The 18,218-nt window shown below is 63.9% G+C and carries 15 protein-coding genes; 6 read left to right on the top strand and 9 right to left on the bottom strand.

The window, feature by feature from the left end; translation table 11 throughout:
• Nucleotides 1-175 precede the first annotated feature (175 nt).
• From AC1D11_RS19475 to AC1D11_RS19435, 9 genes are all read right to left on the bottom strand, one after another.
• A complete protein-coding gene (locus tag AC1D11_RS19475) occupies nt 176-1,324 on the bottom strand; it encodes a DUF1513 domain-containing protein (RefSeq protein ID WP_477647069.1) in 1,149 nt (382 codons plus the stop codon).
• A 10-nt stretch (nt 1,325-1,334) separates the two neighbouring features.
• A complete protein-coding gene (locus tag AC1D11_RS19470) occupies nt 1,335-2,420 on the bottom strand; it encodes an imelysin family protein (protein ID WP_477647068.1) in 1,086 nt (361 codons plus the stop codon).
• A 66-nt stretch (nt 2,421-2,486) separates the two neighbouring features.
• Nucleotides 2,487-3,959: a di-heme oxidoreductase family protein gene (locus tag AC1D11_RS19465; protein WP_477647067.1), complete on the bottom strand. Its 1,473-nt coding sequence runs from the start codon at nt 3,957-3,959 to the stop codon at nt 2,487-2,489.
• Nucleotides 3,959-5,104 (bottom strand): imelysin family protein, encoded by a 1,146-nt coding sequence (locus AC1D11_RS19460; RefSeq protein WP_477647222.1) that lies wholly within the window; start codon nt 5,102-5,104, stop codon nt 3,959-3,961. The genes AC1D11_RS19465 and AC1D11_RS19460 overlap by 1 nt, the downstream gene beginning before the upstream one ends.
• Before the next feature lie 180 nt (nt 5,105-5,284).
• Nucleotides 5,285-6,610 (bottom strand): cation:proton antiporter, encoded by a 1,326-nt coding sequence (locus tag AC1D11_RS19455; RefSeq protein ID WP_477647066.1) that lies wholly within the window; start codon nt 6,608-6,610, stop codon nt 5,285-5,287.
• A gap of 252 nt (nt 6,611-6,862) precedes the next feature.
• Nucleotides 6,863-8,068 (bottom strand): phospholipase A, encoded by a 1,206-nt coding sequence (locus AC1D11_RS19450; RefSeq protein ID WP_477647065.1) that lies wholly within the window; start codon nt 8,066-8,068, stop codon nt 6,863-6,865.
• Nucleotides 8,069-8,093: 25 nt separating this feature from the next.
• A complete protein-coding gene (locus tag AC1D11_RS19445) occupies nt 8,094-8,480 on the bottom strand; it encodes a hypothetical protein (protein ID WP_477647064.1) in 387 nt (128 codons plus the stop codon).
• 407 nt (nt 8,481-8,887) lie between these two features.
• The gene (locus AC1D11_RS19440; RefSeq protein ID WP_477647063.1) at nt 8,888-10,981 is read right to left on the bottom strand and encodes an ATP-dependent helicase; all 2,094 of its coding nucleotides are present in this window, start codon (nt 10,979-10,981) and stop codon (nt 8,888-8,890) included.
• Nucleotides 10,982-11,250: 269 nt separating this feature from the next.
• On the bottom strand, nt 11,251-12,114 hold the full coding sequence (locus AC1D11_RS19435) for an IclR family transcriptional regulator (RefSeq protein ID WP_477647062.1): 864 nt from the start codon (nt 12,112-12,114) through the stop codon (nt 11,251-11,253).
• Between the two features lie 516 nt (nt 12,115-12,630).
• Between AC1D11_RS19435 and AC1D11_RS19430 the strand changes: the two genes are divergently transcribed.
• The 6 genes from AC1D11_RS19430 to AC1D11_RS19405 all read left to right on the top strand — a co-directional run bounded on the left by AC1D11_RS19430 (nt 12,631) and on the right by AC1D11_RS19405 (nt 18,198).
• Nucleotides 12,631-13,038 carry an ATP-binding cassette domain-containing protein gene (locus tag AC1D11_RS19430; protein WP_477651308.1) on the top strand — a complete coding sequence of 136 codons (408 nt, stop codon included), beginning with the start codon at nt 12,631-12,633 and terminating at the stop codon, nt 13,036-13,038.
• Nucleotides 13,035-14,315, top strand: a complete 1,281-nt coding sequence (locus AC1D11_RS19425; protein WP_477647060.1) for an L-fuconate dehydratase — start codon at nt 13,035-13,037, stop codon at nt 14,313-14,315. The genes AC1D11_RS19430 and AC1D11_RS19425 overlap by 4 nt, the downstream gene beginning before the upstream one ends.
• A gap of 61 nt (nt 14,316-14,376) precedes the next feature.
• Nucleotides 14,377-15,159, top strand: a complete 783-nt coding sequence (locus AC1D11_RS19420; RefSeq protein WP_477647059.1) for an L-fucose dehydrogenase — start codon at nt 14,377-14,379, stop codon at nt 15,157-15,159.
• A 194-nt stretch (nt 15,160-15,353) separates the two neighbouring features.
• Nucleotides 15,354-16,415, top strand: a complete 1,062-nt coding sequence (locus AC1D11_RS19415) for a porin (RefSeq protein ID WP_477647058.1) — start codon at nt 15,354-15,356, stop codon at nt 16,413-16,415.
• Between the two features lie 228 nt (nt 16,416-16,643).
• The gene (locus AC1D11_RS19410; protein ID WP_477647057.1) at nt 16,644-17,597 is read left to right on the top strand and encodes an AEC family transporter; all 954 of its coding nucleotides are present in this window, start codon (nt 16,644-16,646) and stop codon (nt 17,595-17,597) included.
• A 163-nt stretch (nt 17,598-17,760) separates the two neighbouring features.
• Nucleotides 17,761-18,198: a YciI family protein gene (locus tag AC1D11_RS19405; protein ID WP_477647056.1), complete on the top strand. Its 438-nt coding sequence runs from the start codon at nt 17,761-17,763 to the stop codon at nt 18,196-18,198.
• The last annotated feature ends 20 nt before the right edge of the window (nt 18,199-18,218 follow it).

Here is an 18,218-nt window from a genome sequence, read left to right as displayed (position 1 = left end):
TTTTGCTTTGAAAATAGCCGTTTTTAGTTGTCCGGGGACGGCAAAAATCCCTGCCAGGACGCAGTTTCAGGGCATATTTATGTGCCAAATGTGCCGGCAGACCAATAAGAACCTGCGCGAGCAGCTATCAAAAAGATAGCGATTCATCGATGCCTTCGGCCAACCCAACCGTTATCTAACCCGCCAGCGGCGCCCAGTGGTTGTCCAGCCGCACATTTTTGAGCGCCGGCAAAGCTGTGCGGCCCGCGACGTCGCGTGTCAGTGCGGCGAGCCGTCCGCCGGCCCACAACATGGCGTCAGCCTGGCCCGCCGCGGGGACCGACGTGACGGCGCAGGCTTCTTCCAGCGGGAAAAAACCTGTCCAGCGCCCATCGGCATGCCACACAGCCACGCCGTTGGCGCGCGGGCAACCCACGGCAAAACCGCCGGCCGCCCAGGCGATGTCGCCGCCGTAACCCGCAAGCACCTGTCCGGCGCCTGAAGCACAGGTCTGCAGCTTCTGGCCGTCAAAAAGTGCCAGCACGGGCGCGCGGGCCTTGGCCGCAGAGTCGTCATGCTCGGCCTGCAGCGCGATGCCCAATACACGCGCACCGCCCGCCACTGGTGTGCGGCCCCAGGCCATGTGCCGCAGGCTGAGGCGTTTGTCGGCCAGGCGCCACTGGCCCAGCAGCGCGCCGCTGCGTGTGTCCAGCCGCACCAGCGAGGCGTCCATGCGGTCCATGTGAATTTTCAGGCGGCCGGTTTCAGGCAGTGCGGGAATGCCGCCGTTCGCCACGACCAAACTGCCGTCGTCATCCAGCAAAAGTTCGTGCGGGTCCGTGCCGTGGGTCGGCCATTCGCCAAATTTCTCCAGCGTGGCGGCATCACGCAGGCCGACCAGGCCTTCGCCGGTTTCGAGGTTTGTTTCGGTGGTGTAGAGCGTTTTGCCGTCGGGGCTGGCGATCACGTGGCCGTTGAAGGCGCGGTCGGGCTCGGCCCAACCCCAGGTGATGGCCTGGCCGGTGCCGTTGCTTTCGGGCTTCCAGCGCAGCAGCCAGTCACCCGGCCGGCGGGCCACCGCCAGCAGTGTGCCGCTGCGCTCGACCCACACGCCATGGGCACGCGTCGGCACGTCGAGTGCGGCGCTGACCTGGAGCGCGGCGCCGCGATACGCCAGCACACCGACCTGGTAGCCGTGCGTTACCTCCCAGGCGGCGGCCAGCTGCTGCGAGGGGGCAGTCGTAGTGGCAGCTGCCAGGGCCGGTCTGAGCCAGGCACTTGCGCCGGCTGCCAGCACCAGCCATTGCCGGCGCTGCAGTTTCATCAGGGCCTCCGCGTTCCTCATGACGGGGCTCCTAGTCGCCGTCGGCATCTGAAAAGCCGATGCTCACTTCCAGCGCGGGCGCGATGTCGGCTTCGGCGAGTTTTTTCAGGTCGGCCAGTGAGCGCCCGGCGCTGCCCATGCCGGCCTTGTTGACGGGCGATGCGCTTTGCATGGCTTTGTCGGCTTTGTTCACCGCTTGCGCGAGCTGGTTGGCCGGCTCGTTGCGGCCCAGTCCGCGCAAATAGGTTTCCAGCGGCGCCAGGCCGGCACCGGGCAGCGGTGCTTCACGCGCCTGCGATGCGCCCAGTGTGCGCAGCGCCTGCCATTGCGCGGCCCAGCGCGCTGCAGTCTGGCCGCTGGTGCTGCGCGCATAAGCGGCGTTGCGGTTACCTTGCGCCCCGGCCATGCGGGGCTTTTCCATCTCGGCCCAGCGCAGGCGTTCCAGCGCGCCGGTCCACTGGTTGACCAGCTCGCTCATCGCCGGCCCATTGCTTTCTTCCGACTCGCCGGGTTGGCGCGCTGCCAGCTCGCCGAAGGCTTTGGCCAGCGTGTCAGCTTCGCGCTGGATATCGGCAGCCACCTGCACGGCGTAGCGGCAGGCCGGTGTGGCGGGTACTGACGACGAGACAGGCTGGCTCCACAGCAGCCATTCCAGCGCCGGCAAGCCCCTGGCCGGCGTGCCTATGCTTTCCATGGCGGTGGCATCTTGCGGCGCTGACTGAATCGCCCGCTTGATGAGCTCGGGCCGCGTCGGCGAAAAGTCGATCTGCCGCGCCGAGCGCCGCTGTACCAGTGGGCCGATCTGCACGCCGCTCAGGCGGTCCCAGGCGAGCGCAGTGGTTTTCCAGCGCTCTTTGGCTTGCTCCAGCTTTGCGGGTGCGGTGGTGGCGGTTGCGTCGCACACGGCTTGCATTGCCGCAGGCAAGCCGCCGGCCTGTTCGGCAAACGCGGTGGCTTGCGGCGCATACCAGAAGCGATGGATGCCGCGCATGAAATCACCCGCCGTGTAAAACGGCACGGCAACGTTGGGCGCGACCACTTGCGCCAGCGCCGTGCCGCCGGCCAGCAGCAGCGCGGCGGCGATGGCCGGCTGCAACAAAGAGGTGAGGGGATTCATCGGGCTGCTCCCTTGTGGGTTGTCGCTTGCAATGCCTGGGTCAGGCACTCGATACCTTCATGGCGCTCATAGCGATTCGAGGAATTTCACCAGCGCAGCGCGCTCCTGCGCATTCATCCGCAGGACTTTGTCCTTGCTGGCTTTGGCTTCGCCGTCGTGCCAGAGCACGGCTTCCAGCGCGCCGCGCGCACGGCCGTCGTGCAGCAGGCGGTTGTGGCCGTTCACGTCGGGCACCAGGCCGATGCCCCACAGCGGCGGCGTGCGCCACTGGCGGCCACCCGCCAGGAAGTCGGGCCGGCCGTCGGCCAGGCCTTCGCCCATGTCGTGCAGCAGCAGGTCGGTATAGGGCCAGATGGTCTGGCCCTGCACGGCCTTGCTGCCCAGCCGCGGAAATGGGCTTTCGCCGGTGACGTAGCTCGGGCGGTGGCAGGCGGCGCACTGTGCTTCGGCAAACAGTTTCTGGCCACGCACCACCTGGGCATCGCGCGGATTGCGGCGCGCCGCCGGTGCCAGTGTGGTTTCATAAAACACCACGTCGTTGAATGTTTTTTCGTCAATCTCGCTGGCCTTGCCCTGTGCGCCGCGCGGCACCGCCAGGCAGTCTTTCTGGGCGGCCGTGCAGGTCTCTTTCGGAAAGACCGGCGAGGTGATGCCCATGTCGCCGAGGAAGGCGCCGGCGGTCTGGTGCGCCAGGGTGGCCACATTGGCCTTCCAGCCGAAGCGGCCTGTGCGCATCTGCTGCGTCGGCGCGTCCCACACCTGGTTGACGACGCCGCGCACCGGGCTGTCAGATGCGGCCTGCTCACGCGCATTGCGCAGGATTTCCGTTTCGGGAATCGCTTCGAGCAAACCCACGCCGGCCATCTGCGGCGCGATTCGCGGGCTCACCATCACATCTTTGGCCATGGGGCCGTAGTTGAGTTTGCTGAAACCGTAGCGGGGCTTTTGCAGCTGGTAGGGTGTGCCGTCGGCAAACTTGCCGCGCACCACGTCGTAGCGCAGCGAGATCTGCCCTTCGGGCATCACGCCCTGCACCGCGAAATTGGAAAACTGGTCGCCGTATACCGGGTCCGGCAGCGGCCCGCCGTGCGCGTCTTTGCCCGGCACCGACAGGCGCAGCAGCAGGCCGACCGGCTGGTCGGCCAGGCCGCGGTTGAAGTCGGGCGGTGCGCCGCGCCCGTCCTGCACATGGCAGCCGCCACAGGAGCGGGCGATGAAGTGCGGGCCCAGGCCGTCGCGCGCGGTGGTGGAGGACGGCGCCTGTACCCAGTTGCGCTTGAAGAAAGAATTGCCGATGACAAACCGCGTGCGTTCCTCATCGCCCAGGTTGGCCAGCGGAAATGAAAACGCGTTGTGGCCGGTGGCAAACACCGTGGTGTCGCCGCCGGTTTTCTCGTCGTCGGGCGCCGGGCCGGCGGCTTGCGCACCCGGCCCTGCCGACGCCCAGAAGGCCAGCCCCGCCAGTCCCGCTGCGGCCACGCAGGCAAGCACTGCACGCGCAGGGCGCGTGACCCTCCAGGACGATGCGGCGTCGGCCATTAAGGTTTGACCAGGGTCAGCTTGGTGATGCCGGCGGCGTTGGCGGCTTCCACCAGGTCCTTGCTTTGCTGCACCAGGCTGTCGACGGTTTTTTGCACGCGCAGCCGGCCCGGTGCATCCTTGGCGCCGACGATTTCGCGGTCAAACGGCGCCTGGATGCCTTCGGCGGCGGCGACGGATGCGGCAATCTGTTTGCTGGTGCGGTCTGCCAATGCCGGGTTTTTTACCGCCACCAGGTCACGCAGTGAAGGGCCGGCCAGCGTGGTGCCGTCGGCGCGCTTGTACTGGCCCAGCCAGGCGTTCTGGATGCCTTTGGCGTTGTTCACCACATCGCGGTGCGTGTTGTCGGAAAAGCATGAGTGCTCGTCTTCCTGGTCCTGGCTGGCCAGGGCGACTTCGAGGCGTTCACCGGCGAGCTCGCCGCGCGAAAGCGAGCCCAGGCCGACAAAAATCTTGCGCACCGACTCCAGGCCGCCGCGCTCGAACTTCGCTCGGTAAGACGTCGACGTGGGCGCCCAGGCTTTTGAGAGGCTGCCGAGGTCGTCAACCAGCAGCTCGGTCACCACCTTGAGGTATTGGCGGCGGCGGTCGGCGTTGGGTTTCTTGCCGTCTACAAAATCTTCAAACGAACGGTTGCCCGGGCCGGTGGTGCTCAGGTCCTGGCCCCACAGCAAAAATTCAATCGCGTGCCAGCCGGTGGCGATGTTTTCTTCGCCGTTGCGCTCGTTCAGGCTGGCCAGCCGTTTTTTGTTGATCACGGCCTTGCGGTTGTTGATGATGCCGGCGTTGGGTGCATCTTTCACGTAGTCGACATAGGACTCGTCCATGGGCCAGGCATTGATGCGGCCTTCGGGGCCGTTTTTGTCATCAATAGGGCCGCCGTAAAAACGGAAGGCCTCGGTCTGGCCGTAAAACTCTCTGGCGTCCAGCCAGGCCTTGCGCGCGGCCTTGAGGCCGTCGTCCGAAGGTGCGTCGGTAAAAGCCTGCACCGCTTTTTGCAGGATCAGCGTGCTGGCCAGCGTGTCGTCATAGTTTGACTGCACCAGGTGGGCGTAATGCTTTGCCACGGCGGCTGCTGTGGTGGCTGGTGCTGCCACTGTGCCAGGCGCGGTACCGGCCGACGCTGTTGCTGCGGGCTGGGCCATGGCCGGCACGGCAAGCAGGGCCACCAGGGCGGCAAGGATGGCGGGTTTGATGGCTGGTTTCACGACGACTCCTGTGTCTTTGTTAATCGGTCAAAGTGCGATTATACAAATGAGAATCGTTATCGTTATCAATAAGGTGACATTCTGTGAGGCTGTGCGGACGCCCGCCGGACCGCTTGTTCAGGGCCTGCGGCGTTTGCCCGGCTTGCGCGCCTCATAGCGTTTCATCAGCGGCGTGACCGAAATGCCGTGGGCAATCACCGAGGCGACGACCACCGCGAGCGTGATGGAAAGCAGCCGCTGCGCGAGCGCGGGCGGGAGGTGGTGGTTGATGGCGTAGAGCAGGTAATACAGCGAGCCGATGCCGCGAATGCCGAACCAGGCCATCAGGCGGCGCTGTGAACCCCTGACCGGCGTTCCCAGCAGCCCGATAAAAACCGCCGCCGGCCGGATCACCAGGAACAGTGCCGGGATAAACCACAGCACTTCAGTGCGAAAGCGTGTGGTGGCGACCAGCACGCCCACCGCCAGCACGATGGCGACTTCCACAAAACTTTCCAGCTGGCTGTTAAAGCGCTCTACTGCGCGCATCATGTGGGCGGGCGCTTCTGCGCCCGAGGCTTCCTGGTCGTCGGGGCTCAGCGTTTCGTCGGGCGCGGCCGCTGCCTGGGGCGCGGGCCGCGCATCGGGTTCGTCGATGCGGCGCAGCGCCAGGCCCGCCGCAAACACCGCCAGGAAACCGTAAGTCTGAAAGAGCAGCGCCAGCCCGTACGTCAACCCGATGAGCCCCAGCGCGATGAATTCGTCCGAGCCCAGTGCTTCGCGGTGGCGCATGCGCAGGTAGAGGATGGCGCGGCCCACCAGCGTGCCGAGCAGCCAGCCCAGGGCCAGGCCACCGGCCACGGCCCACAGCACGTCAACGGCCCACCAGCGCCAGCCGCCTTCACCGAGTTCATGCAGGCCCAGCAGGCCCAGCCCGAGCATCACAAACGGAAAAGCGGTGCCGTCGTTCAGGCCGCCTTCACCGGTGAGGCCGAAACGCAGGCGGTCGCGGTCGCCCGGGTTGGCCACCTGCACATCGGAGGCCAGCACCGGGTCGGTCGGTGCGAGGATGGCGCCCAGCAGCACCGCGGCGCCCACGGGCAGGTCCAGCACATAAACGCCCAGTGCAGTGATGGCGCCCACGGTAACCACCATCGACACGGTTGCGAGCTGCACCGGAATGCGCCAGCGGCCATCCCGCACGCGGAACTCGAGCTTCATGCCCGCGGTGAACAGCGAGATCAGTACCGCCACCTCCGTGAGGCGCTCCAGCAACACGGCATTCTTGAGGGCGTCGAGCTTGAGCAAGCCCAGCCCGACGGGACTGATTGCCAGGCCGACGCCGAGGTAGAGCATGGCCGCGCTCAGCGGCAGCCGCGCAATGAATGAGCCGCCCAGGGTCATGGCAATCAGCAGCGCACCGGCCACGATGCAGGCCAGCGTGAAGGTGGTGGGCTCGGTCATGGCGCGGCCGGTGCGCGCAGTGACAGGCACGCGCAAGAACCGGTGGAGGTGGCGACGAGGGGCATCCGCACAGCTTAAAGCAAGGCGGGGCGCAGGTGGCTGTTCGCGGCCGCGGCCCGGATGCGGCTGCGGGAGTGCCGGTCTCGCTTAAGAATTTAAGCAGAAAAGCTTTCGGAGCCAATATAAACGGGCGCAAGCAGCTATAAAAAATATAGCGGATGAGCCTGCGGCTGCTGTCGCAACCCGGCGGATTTACCAGTCCACCAGGCTCAGGCCGATGCTCAGAACATTGCGCTTTCGGTTGTAGTCCACGAGGCTGTCACCGTAGCCGCTGAAAAGCTGCACGTGATAACGCAGGCCGGTGTAGTTGGGCGACGAGGCCGGCGCCATCATCCAGTCAAACCGGGCCGAGCCGCGGGCTTCCTTGCGCAGCGAGTGGCGCAGCGTGACGCCCACCGTGTTGGCTTTGTTGATCTGCCAGCTGCCCGTGACCTCCGCGCGGCCCACATAGTTTTCGATACCGGGGTTGTCGTCATTGCCCGAGGACTCCCTGAGGCGGTCCCAGATGCGCCCCTGCAGGATCAGGCCCGAGTCCTGGCCCAGTGTTTTCTCGGCGGCGCCCATCAGGTAGACGCGGTTCCAGCTGCGCGACAGCGGCAGCGACTGGCCGTTGGACTGGTGCACCAGCCCCAGGCCCGAGAGCCGGTAGTTCCAGCCACCGGCCAAAGGGATCTGGTGCGGGTAGATGTAGATCACCTCGGGCTCGTGGTCGGTGGTGCGAAACGGCCGCGAGATGCTGCCGTTGAACAATTGCCAATAGCTTTGCTGCGTGTAGCCGAACCATACCGAGTCATGGTCGTCATCGTCGTTGTCGCCGCTTTTCAGCAGGCCTTTGGCGACCTTGGTGCGCACCGACAGCTGGATTTTGTTTTCAGTGCGCATATAAGGCACAGAGGTCAGCGCGGTATGCCCTGCGGAGGGTGATGAGGGTTGCGTGTTCACGCTGTCGGCGGTGGAGACGGCCAGCGTGATCGGCCGGTAGCCGCGCAGCGAGAAGGTGTCGCAGTCGGTGCCGCGCTGCAGTTCCCAGAAGCGGGAGAGCTCGGAGTACTTGGTGTTCTTGCAGCCGATCGGCTTGCCGTCCGGCGCTTCGGTGTTCAGTGATGGCAGCAGCAGCACCGGGGTAGCCGGCTGGCCGGTCTGGGCATTGGCCGGCGCAGTGGTCAGGCTGGGTGCGGGCGTGTTGGCAGGCGTTTGCGCATCGGCCCATTGCTGGAAGCAGGTGAGCTGCGCCGCAGGGTCGCCCTTCATGGCCTGGCAGGTTTGCCAGCCTGTGCTGGATGGGCGGTTTGCCGGCGCGGCCTGTGCATGTGCCGCAGCCGCGGCGCCAAGACCCAGGAAGGCCAGAAGCACCGTGCAAAGCGATGCAGCAGCAGGATGGAGAGATTTCAGTGGCATGGCTCGGTCTTGAAAATCGCGCTGTTCAGGGCAGCCGGGTCAGCGTAAAAGGCACATCGGGGGCATTGTCCGGGGCGCTGCTGCTGGTGTCTTTCCAGGTGCCCTTGAAGGCCTTGCCGCAAGAACCTTCGACCATTTCGCCGTTCCAGGTGCCGGTGATGCTGACATTGTCGGAGGATTCGTCGAGCAGCAACATGCCACCCTCCAGGTCACCGGCCAATGCGGCCTTGGCCGCATGTCCGGCAATGGCTTTGGCGCCGGCGGCCGGCCCCAGGTCGCGGCTCACGATGCCGGCCAGGCTTTCGGCGAATTCGGCATGCCGTTCCAGCAGCATGGTGGCACGGGCCGGCAGGCCGGCAGGTGGGCGGTCAAAGCGCACGGCCCACAGGCCATGGAGTTGCGCGGCTTTCATCTCCGCGGCGGCCGGGCACGCGGTGTCAGGTTTTGTTTGGGCCGTAGCGCCAGCGGATATTGCGCAAGCGGCAATTAAAAAAAGAGCGGGTCGAAGAAAAAGCAAAGTCATGAACAAGTGAGTGCACGGCCTGGCCGTGCGGTACGGGGCTGTAGCAACGCAGCAAGGCGGACGGAGCGGCCAAGGCTGCAGTGCAGGGGTGAAACGGAAAACTCGGGCACGCGAGTGCGGGGGTGATGCAACGCGCAGGCCGTGGAGCTTGCGCACTATCTCATGAATACATCTCAATCAGGTAAAGCACCGGCAAAAACCCGTGGCCTGAAACGGTTTGTAACCACAGCACTGAAAACGCCTTCATGCGGCCCCCACCTGATCTCGCGCGGAATTAGCCACGGAACAGGACAGCGCTAGCGCGTCTCTGCCGCCGCTGCTGCCGCCGCAATCCCGTCCGCTGACTTCTTCGCAAACTCCGCACGCAAGGCCTTGAGCTTTTCGCGCGGGTCTTCCTTCACGGTGGCTTTGTCCAGTGCCATCTCGGCGATGAAGCGGCTGGGCGCGCCGGGAATCATGTCGCGGCCCTTCTTGCGTTTGCGCAGCCAGTTCACGGCCAACGTGCGCTGCGCGCGGGTGATGCCCACGTACATCAGGCGGCGCTCTTCCTGCAGGCGCAGTGCGATGCTGTCGGTGTTGACGCCGTCATCGTCTTCCAGCTTGAAGGGCAGCAGGCCCTCGTTCACGCCGGCCAGCACCACGTGCGGCCACTCCAGGCCCTTGGCGGCATGCAGGGTGGAGAGTGTCACCACGTTCTGGTCGCCTTCGCGCTCGCTGATGGTCGAGAGCAGCGCAATCGTCTGCACCACTTCGAGCATGGTTTTGGTTTCGGCGGCCACTACGGCGCCTGAGGCGTCGTCGATCTGCCCGCCGCAGCGCTGGGCCACCCAGTCGCAAAAATCCATCACGTTGGTCCAGCGCGCGGCCGCGAGTTTTTCGCTGTCTTCGCCGTCGTACAGGTGCTTCTCGTAGTCGATTTCCTTGAGCCAGTCGTTCAGGAAAACGCGCGCGTCCTCCGCGCCCACGGTGCGCTTGGCCCGGTATTCGAGGTCGTTGAGGTAGCGGCCGAACTCATGCAGCGAACCGACCGCCTTGGCCGGCAGCACCGAGCCCAGCGAGTTGCTGAACAGTGCTTCGAAAAGGCTTTGCTTCGACTGGCTCGCGAAGGTGCCGAGTGCGCCCAGCGTGGTGTGGCCGATACCGCGCTTGGGTGTGGTCACCGCGCGCATGAACGCCGGGTCGTCGTTGTTGTTGACCAGCAGCCGCATCCAGCAGCACAGGTCCTTGATCTCGGCGCGGTCGAAAAAACTTTGGCCGCCCGAGACTTTGTACGGAATGTTGGCTTTGCGAAAGGCTTTCTCGAAAGGCTTGGCCAGGTGGTTGGCGCGGTACAGCACGCAAAAATCTTTCCACTCCTTGTACTGCCCGCCTTCTGCCTGCAAACTGCCTTCGGCGCGCAGGCTCTGGATGCGGGCCACCACGCGTTCGGCTTCGTGCTCTTCGCTGTCGCAGTCGATCACGCGCACCGGCTCGCCTTCGCCGAGCTCGCTGAACAGCGTCTTCGGGAAAAGCTTGGGGTTGGGGCCGATCACGTTGTTGGCCGCGCGCAGGATGGCGCTGGTGGATCGGTAGTTCTGCTCGAGCTTCACGACCTTGAGGTTGGGGTAGTCCTGCGGCAGCTTTTTCAGGTTGTCCAGCGTGGCGCCGCGCCAGCCGTAAATCGACTGGTCGTCGTCGCCCACCGCGGTGAAGCGGCCGCGCGGACCGACGAGCAGCTTGAGCATCTCGTACTGCGTGGCGTTGGTGTCCTGGTATTCGTCGACCAGCACATGGCCCAGCGACTGCTGCCATTTTTCGCGCACGCTGTCGTGCTCGCGCAGCAGCTTGAGCGGCAGGCCCACCAGGTCGTCGAAGTCGACGCTCTGGTAGGCGGTCAGGCGCTCTTCGTAGTGCGCCATGACACGGGCAATGGCACGCTCTTCGTCGCCGTTGGCATGAGCCATGGCTTCAGCCGCATTGAGGCCCATGTTCTTCCACAGGCTGATGGTCCATTGCCACTGCCGGGCCGTGGCCGCATCGGTGCTGCCACCTGCGTCCTTGATGATGCTGGTCACATCGTCGCTGTCCAGAATCGAGAACTGGGGCTTGAGGCCCAGCGCCGCGCCGTCCTGGCGCAGCATGCGCACGCCCAGCGCGTGGAAGGTGCAAACCAGCACGCCTTTGGCGCTTTTGCCGATCAGCGCCTTGGCCCGCTCGCGCATTTCAGCGGCGGCCTTGTTGGTGAAGGTGATCGCGGCAATCTGTTCGGGCTTGAGCCCTGACTGGATCAGCCGGCCTATCTTGTGTGTGATCACCCGCGTCTTGCCTGAACCGGCGCCCGCCAGTACAAGGCAGGGACCATGCAGGTAGTTCACGGCTTCTTGTTGGGCGAGGTTCAGGCCGTGGGTCATGAAAAAGGGATCGGTTCCAGGGGAAAAATGCGCGGGACCGGCCCTGTCAGATGCTGCCGGTGAACGGCAAATCATAGCGGCTGCCTTTTTTGGCGCCTGCAGCGCAGGCCTGGACCGCGCAGCAGGTTTCATGCCGGTCGGTCAGGCCGGGTGAAAAACCGCCACCGGATGGAACCGGCCTCAACTGCGGATTCAGGCAATAAAGGCCTGAGGGGCAATATCCACCAGCGCGGGTAGCTATTAAATTAGTAGCATTCGAGTTGGCGGCTTCATGCCTGCCGGCTCGCGGGGGCGAACCCGCCCTGCGTCAATGACAGGGCTTGGGCTGCCTGCTGCAGCAGCAGGCGCACGGTTTTCTGGTCGGGGCCGACATGGCGGTCTATACGCCGTACATAAGGACAGGTCAGCGCAGCGAGTGCACTGTGGTCTGGCCCGAAGACGGGGCAGGAAATATCGGCCACACCGAAAGACTGCAGGCTGTCGCGCTCGAAATAGCCTTGCTTGCGGATGACGGCCAGCGCGGCAGCCAGCGCATCGGACTCGATCGGCACCTCGCCCTCGAGTGCCGTGTGCTGGGCCAGCATTTGCTGGGCCCGGCTGGCATCTGCGAAAGCCAGCAACACCCGGCCCGAGGCGGTATCGACCAGTCCGACGTGCACGCCGACGCGGATCGTCATGCTCCAGGTGCCTGGGCCGTTGACCTGCGCGGTGATCAGCACGTTGCCGTGGTCGTAAACGCCCATGTGGCAAGCCTGCTCCGCCTTCTGTGCGAAGGCCTCCATGACGGGAATCGCCTGGGTCACCAGCCGGTTAAGCGGCGGATGCATGTGGGCCAGCGTGAAGAGCTTCAGGCTCAGCGAATAGCGGTCGCCCGAGAGCGAGCGCATCACGTATTGCCGCGCCACCAAACGCTCCAGCATGCGGTAGATCTCGCTCGCGTTGCGGTCCATTTCCTTGACGATCTCCGCGCGCGTCAGGCCCTGCGGCTGGCGGGCCAGCAATTCCAGGATGTCCAGACCCTTGTCGAGTGCCGGTGCGCGGTAGCGGTCCTCCGCTAGCGGCGGGGATGCGGTGGCGCCATCGTCGTTCTGGTTCTGGTCGGCAAGGGGAGGAAAAGAATATTTTGATGTCATGGCGGCAGGGTAGGTGAAGTCAAAGGCATTGCAATTTTGATATGTAAAGCGGCACTCTTGATATGGCACGGGGCGTTCGCGACGACTTTCGCCTTCATTGTTTTCGATTTATTTACTTTTGCACTTAATGTTCATCAATAAATTAAATCCTGACCTAGGGAAAGTCCGGAGCTTGGAACGATGAGCAGATTTCTATCATTCAGTCCGATTCGATCCATAAGTGAATAGATTGTTCATCAATGAACTATTTGTAACAATAAGTTTCCTGATTTTGGCGCCCTCGCCCATTGGTCCCGTCAGCTAAAAAAGGTTTTGTTATGCGCCCAGGACGATTTGACAAGAAAACGATATCGGTCTTGGCACCGGCGCCCGGACTACCGGCCTGTAGACGCCAGCCAACGGGCAAACCGGCCAACGGCGAGCCGCGCTTTGTCACCGGCCAGCCGCTACGGGTCGACGGCGGCGCAACGATCTGAGTGACACCGCAACTGCCCGGAACCGCTCATGACACCTCTTGTGGCCATCACCAACCTGTGCAAGTCCTTTCCGGGAGGGGATGCCCTGCACAACGCCCGGCTAGAGATCACTGCAGGCGAAGTGCGTGCACTGATGGGTGAGAACGGCGGCGGCAAGTCGACCCTGATGATGATCCTGGCGACCCTGCGGCGCTTCCTGAGTTTGGGGTTCATCCTCGAGCCCGCCGCCATACAGGAGCCATCCTCCATGACTATCTCCAAGGGGCTGCAAGGTTTCAACACTGCGGCTTTTAGCAGCAACACCCGTCAAAAGCTGTTGGCCTTTGCCAGCTTGCTGGGCTTGCTGATTTTCTTCAACGTGGCCTCACCGGGTTTTATGCAGCTGGCAAGCGCTCAGGCGCTTCTTCACCAGGCAAACAGCAATCCCCAGGCAGGCAATCCTTCATGAGCACGATTCAATCCTTGCGTGTCATCGACGTGCGCTTCCCGACGTCGCGGCATCTTGACGGCTCGGATGCGATGAATCCGGACCCGGACTATTCGGCTGCCTATGTGGTGCTGGAAACCGGCGAGCCCGGGCTCGAAGGCCATGGCCTGACTTTCACCATCGGCCGCGGCAATGAAGTCTGCTGCGCCGCCATCGAAGCCATGCGCCACCTGGTGGTCGGTCTCGACATGGACTGGGTGACCGAAGACATGGGCCGCTTCTGGCGTTACATCACCTCGGACAGCCAGCTGCGATGGATCGGTCCCGACAAGGGCGCGATCCACCTGGCGACTGCCGCCGTGGTCAATGCCGTGTGGGACCTGTGGGCCAAGCAGGAGGGCCTGCCGGTGTGGAAGCTGGTGGCCCGCATGAGCCCGGAAGAGATCGTCAGGCTGATCGACTTCCGCTACATCACCGACTGCATTACGCCGGCTGAAGCGCTGGCGCTGTTGACGCACCAGGCCGCCGGCAAGGACGCGCGCATGAAGACGCTCGAGCAGGAAGGCTACGCCTGCTACACCACTTCCGCCGGCTGGCTGGGCTATGACGACGAAAAGCTCAGGCGTCTGGCCCAGGAGGCGGTGGACGCCGGCTTTTCGCACATCAAGCTCAAGGTGGGCCGCGACCTGCAGGACGACATCCGGCGGGTTCGCGTCGCCCGCGAGGTGCTCGGCCCCGACCGCACCCTGATGATTGATGCCAACCAGGTGTGGGATGTCAACGAGGCGATTGAGTGGCTGGGCCACCTGGGCTTTGCAAAGCCCTGGTTCATCGAGGAGCCGACCAGCCCCGACGACATCGAGGGTCACCGCCGCATCCGCGAGGCGGTGAAGGGCGACATGCAGGTCGCCACCGGCGAGATGTGCCAGAACCGTGTCATGTTCAAGCAACTCATCATGCAGGGCGCCATTGACGTGGTGCAGATCGACGCCTGCCGTCTGGGCGGGGTCAACGAGGTGCTGGCCGTGATGCTGATGGCGGCCAAATATGGGCTCAAGGTTTGTCCGCATGCCGGCGGGGTCGGCTTGTGCGAATACGTGCAGCACCTGTCGATGATCGATTACCTCTGCATCGCCGGTACCAAGGAAGGCCGGGTGATCGAATACGTGGACCATCTGCACGAGCATTTCGTGGACCCCTGCGTGATTCGCCATGCCGCCTACATGCCGCCGCAGCGGCCAGGTTATTCGATTGAGATGAAGCGCGAGTCGCTGGCGCAGTACGCCTTCAAGGGCTGATGGCCGCTACACACCCTCGGCTGAGCCTGACCATAACCAACATCTGACACCGGAGCGCTTGATGAATTTGCACCTTCAAAACAAGATTGTCATTGTCACCGGCGGGGGCGCCGGAATTGGCGGGGCCATCAGCCTGCAGCTGGCACGCGAAGGCGCCGTGCCGGTGATCTTCGGCCGCAGCCCCTTGTTGCCGGAATTTTCCGCGGCCTTGCGGGAGCTCGGTGCACGCTACGGGTTTTTCCAGCTCGACCTTGAAAGCGAGTCGGCCTGCCGGACCGCGGTGCAGGGTGCCGTGGCCGAATTCGGCGGCATTGATGCGCTGGTCAACAACGCCGGCGTCAACGACAGCGTCGGCCTGGAGGCCGGCCCCGAGGCCTTCGAGCGCTCGCTGCAGTCCAACCTGATGCATTACTACCTGATGGCGCACCTGTGCCTGGACCAGCTAAAGGCCAGGCGCGGCGCCATCGTCAACATTTCCTCCAAGACGGCGCTCACCGGGCAGGGCAACACCAGCGGCTATGTCGCGGCCAAGGCGGCCCAGCTGGGGCTGACACGCGAATGGGCTGCCGCGCTGGCGCCGCATGGCGTGCGGGTCAATGCGGTGCTGCCGGCCGAAGTCATGACACCGCTCTATGAAACGTGGCTCAAGACCTTTGCCGACCCTGCAGCGGCGCTCGCCGACATCACGGCCCGGATTCCCCTCGGTCAGCGCATGACGACCGACCGTGAAATTGCCGACACGGTGGTGTTCCTGCTGTCCGACCGTGCCTCACACACGACGGGTCAGTGGATTCATCCCGATGGCGGCTATGTGCATCTGGACCGCGCCTTACCTGTCGGCTGACCACCATGAACAGACATCAATACGGCCAAAACGCCATGCGGCGCTGCCAGCTACCGAGCCCTGAAAAGCACGATGAAGCTCGCCGCAGATTTTCCCCGCCCGAACCGGGTTCGCTCTGGGCAGCCATGCCGGCGGATGGGCATATCCGGACTTTTTAACTGACTCAACCTAACCAAAGCAAAGAGAGACAAATCATGAAAGCTGCTTTCCGTAGTGTGTACCTCGGTGTGGCCTGCGCGGCCGTGCTGGCGCCGCAGTTGGCCTCGGCCCAGTCAAGCGTCACCTTGTACGGACGTGCCGTATCCGGCCTGGCCTATATTGACAATGTGTATGACCCGGTGGCCAATGCCAGCTTCTCCAAAGCCATGGTGGCCAGCAACCAGTGGGGCACCAGCATGTGGGGCATGAAGGGTAAAGAAGACCTTGGGGGCGGCCTGACGGCCAACTTCCTTCTCGAAAGCGGTTTTGAGCTTAAAAACGGGTCGACCGGCGGGGGACTGTTCAACCGCCGCGCCTATGTCGGTCTGTCCAACGCCAGCTGGGGTAGTTTCCGCCTCGGCAAGAACCTGTTCATCAGCAACGACGTGTGGGACCTGGACCCGACCGGCCAGCAGTGGGTGGGCAGCGCCACACTGGTCAGGGGCCGCAGCTGGCCCGGTGCCAACAATGTGGTGGAGTATTCAACGCCTGATATGGGCGGCTTTAGCGCCACCGGGCAAATCTCGTTTGGCGAACAGGCTGGCAACAGCAAGGCTCTCCGCGGCGAAGGCATATCGATGACCTATGCGAACCAGGACCTGATGCTGCGCGCCATCTATTCCCAGCGCCGTAATGCTACCGCCACCTTCACGGATGTTTTCAGCACCTCCAAGGAAACCATCATAGGCGGCACTTACAAGTTCGGCCCGGCCAAGCTCTATGCAGCCTACGACTACATCACCGCACCCGACGCGGCCCTCACCGCCGCGTCCAAGCTCAAGCATGCCTGGGTCGGCGTTCGCTACGACGTGACGCCGGCGCTCACGCTGATCGGTTCGGTCTTCCACGTCAAATCTGACCGGGTGGCCGGCAAGGCCACGCTGGGCATGGTGGGTGCGGACTACAACATGTCCAAGCGCACGCTGCTGTACGCGTCATTCGGTAGCGTCAGCAACTCCAGTGGTGCCAACTTCGGGGTGGACGGTGGGATCTCGGGAAATCCGGCGGCCAACCAGGGGCAAAGAACCATTTACGCGGGTATCGCGCACAGCTTTTAAAGGGCAACGCTGCCGGGCGAGTTCCATGCGTTCGGCGGCAGGCTGGCAGGCTGGCAGGTTCAGATCGGGATCACCTGACGCGGACCAGCCGGCCGGCCACTTTTGCTATTAAAAATATAGCTGCGGCGCAGGCGCTGCCTGCGCCGCAGCTATTTTTATGCTCAATCGGCGTGCAGGCGGAACCGTGCTACGCACTCGTATGCAAGGGCGTGGGCGACAATCAGCGCCGTGCTCAGCATTCTTTTTGTCACCTTCCCATTTTTCGCCCTGGTGCTGTGCGGCTACCTTGCTGCACGCCGGGGCCTGCTCCCGCAGCTGGCCATTCCCGGCCTCAACACCTTCGTGCTGTATTTCGCACTGCCCTGCATGCTGTACCGCTTTGGCGCCGGCACGCCGATTGCGCAGCTGCTGGATGCCAGCCTGGTCGCCGTCTACCTGGTGTGCGCGTTGCTGATGGTGGCCTTCACCGTGATGCTCACGCGCAAGGGCCGTATTGCCTGGAACGATGCGTCTTTCGGTGCGCTGGTGGCGGCCTTTCCCAATACCGGCTTCATGGGCGTGCCGCTTCTGGTGGCGCTGCTGGGCGCGCAGGCCGCCGGTCCGGCCATTGTCACCATCCTGGTTGATTTGCTGGTGACAAGCTCGCTGTGCATCGCGCTGTCGCGGCTGGACTCGGCCGACATTCATGGCGCCGAGGTTGCCGCTCAGAATGCGCTCAAGGGCGTGGCGCTCAATCCCATGCCGTGGGCCATCGTGCTGGGCGCGCTATCGTCCGGCTTTGGTGTGATGTTGCCAGGGCCGGTGATGCAGACCGTCGGGCTGCTGGCCGATGCGGCCTCGCCTGTGGCGCTGTTCACCATTGGCGCGGTGCTGGCGCGCTCGCAGATGAACAGTACGGCTGCCACACCCCTGAAGGAGTATGTGCCGGTTGCGCTCATCAAACTGGTGGTGCACCCGGTATTGGTGGGCCTCGTCGGGTTGGGTGCCATCGCTGTGGGCGTGCCGCTGCAACCCTTCGCGCTCACTGTCATCGTACTGGTGGCGGCGTTGCCCAGCGCCAGCAATGTGGCGCTGCTGGCCGAGCGTTTCGGTGCGGACAACGGCCGCATCGCGCGCATCATCCTGCTGTCGACGGTGCTGGCCTTTTTCAGCTTTTCGGCAGCAGTGACCCTGCTGACCTGAGCCAGGTACCAGGCCTTGTCGGCCGCCGTTACAAAAAACCTGAAAAAAGATGGCCCGCGCTGTCGATTCCGCGCTTTCCGTTCGTCGTACCGGTAAGAGCAGGATGTTTCTGCCCGGGTTGTCCGGGCTCTCCGCTCCCAACGCAACCCCAAAGGAGTCCGAAATGAAATTCATGGTCCTCATCAAAGCCGACAAGCACAGCGAAGCCGGTGAAATGCCCAGCGAACAACTGCTGGCCGACATGGGAAAATTCAACGAATCGCTGGTCAAGGCTGGCGTCATGCTGGCGGGCGAGGGGCTGCACCCCAGCTCTAAAGGCGCGCGCGTCAGGTTTTCCGGCAGCAAGCGTACCGTCATCGACGGGCCATTTCCCGAAACCAAAGAGCTGGTCGCCGGCTTCTGGATGCTGCAAGTCTCGTCAAAAGAAGAGGCGATTGAGTGGATCAAGCGCTGCCCCTTGCCGCCAGAGAGCGAAGCTGAAATCGAAATCCGCCAGGTGTTTTCGGCTGAAGACTTCGGCGCCGAATTCACGCCTGAACTTCGCGAAGCCGAAGAGCGCTTGCGCCAGCAGGTCGAAGCACAGACTGCCGCGAAGTCCTGAAAGCGGGCGGCTGGCTGCCG

The organism is Polaromonas sp. P1_E11 (genome assembly GCF_056405995.1).
This window is presented reverse-complemented; position numbering and strand designations above follow the sequence as displayed.

Coding starts and splice junctions, on each gene's coding strand:
- AC1D11_RS19470 (WP_477647068.1), bottom strand. CDS start 2,420: ATGAATCCCCTCACCTCTTTGTTGCAGCCGGCCATCGCCGCCGCGCTG.
- AC1D11_RS19445 (WP_477647064.1), bottom strand. CDS start 8,480: ATGAAAGCCGCGCAACTCCATGGCCTGTGGGCCGTGCGCTTTGACCGC.
- AC1D11_RS19450 (WP_477647065.1), bottom strand. CDS start 8,068: ATGCCACTGAAATCTCTCCATCCTGCTGCTGCATCGCTTTGCACGGTG.
- AC1D11_RS19425 (WP_477647060.1), top strand. CDS start 13,035: ATGAGCACGATTCAATCCTTGCGTGTCATCGACGTGCGCTTCCCGACG.
- AC1D11_RS19420 (WP_477647059.1), top strand. CDS start 14,377: ATGAATTTGCACCTTCAAAACAAGATTGTCATTGTCACCGGCGGGGGC.
- AC1D11_RS19475 (WP_477647069.1), bottom strand. CDS start 1,324: ATGAGGAACGCGGAGGCCCTGATGAAACTGCAGCGCCGGCAATGGCTG.
- AC1D11_RS19460 (WP_477647222.1), bottom strand. CDS start 5,104: ATGGCCCAGCCCGCAGCAACAGCGTCGGCCGGTACCGCGCCTGGCACA.
- AC1D11_RS19465 (WP_477647067.1), bottom strand. CDS start 3,959: ATGGCCGACGCCGCATCGTCCTGGAGGGTCACGCGCCCTGCGCGTGCA.
- AC1D11_RS19455 (WP_477647066.1), bottom strand. CDS start 6,610: ATGACCGAGCCCACCACCTTCACGCTGGCCTGCATCGTGGCCGGTGCG.
- AC1D11_RS19435 (WP_477647062.1), bottom strand. CDS start 12,114: ATGACATCAAAATATTCTTTTCCTCCCCTTGCCGACCAGAACCAGAAC.
- AC1D11_RS19415 (WP_477647058.1), top strand. CDS start 15,354: ATGAAAGCTGCTTTCCGTAGTGTGTACCTCGGTGTGGCCTGCGCGGCC.
- AC1D11_RS19440 (WP_477647063.1), bottom strand. CDS start 10,981: ATGACCCACGGCCTGAACCTCGCCCAACAAGAAGCCGTGAACTACCTG.
- AC1D11_RS19405 (WP_477647056.1), top strand. CDS start 17,761: ATGAAATTCATGGTCCTCATCAAAGCCGACAAGCACAGCGAAGCCGGT.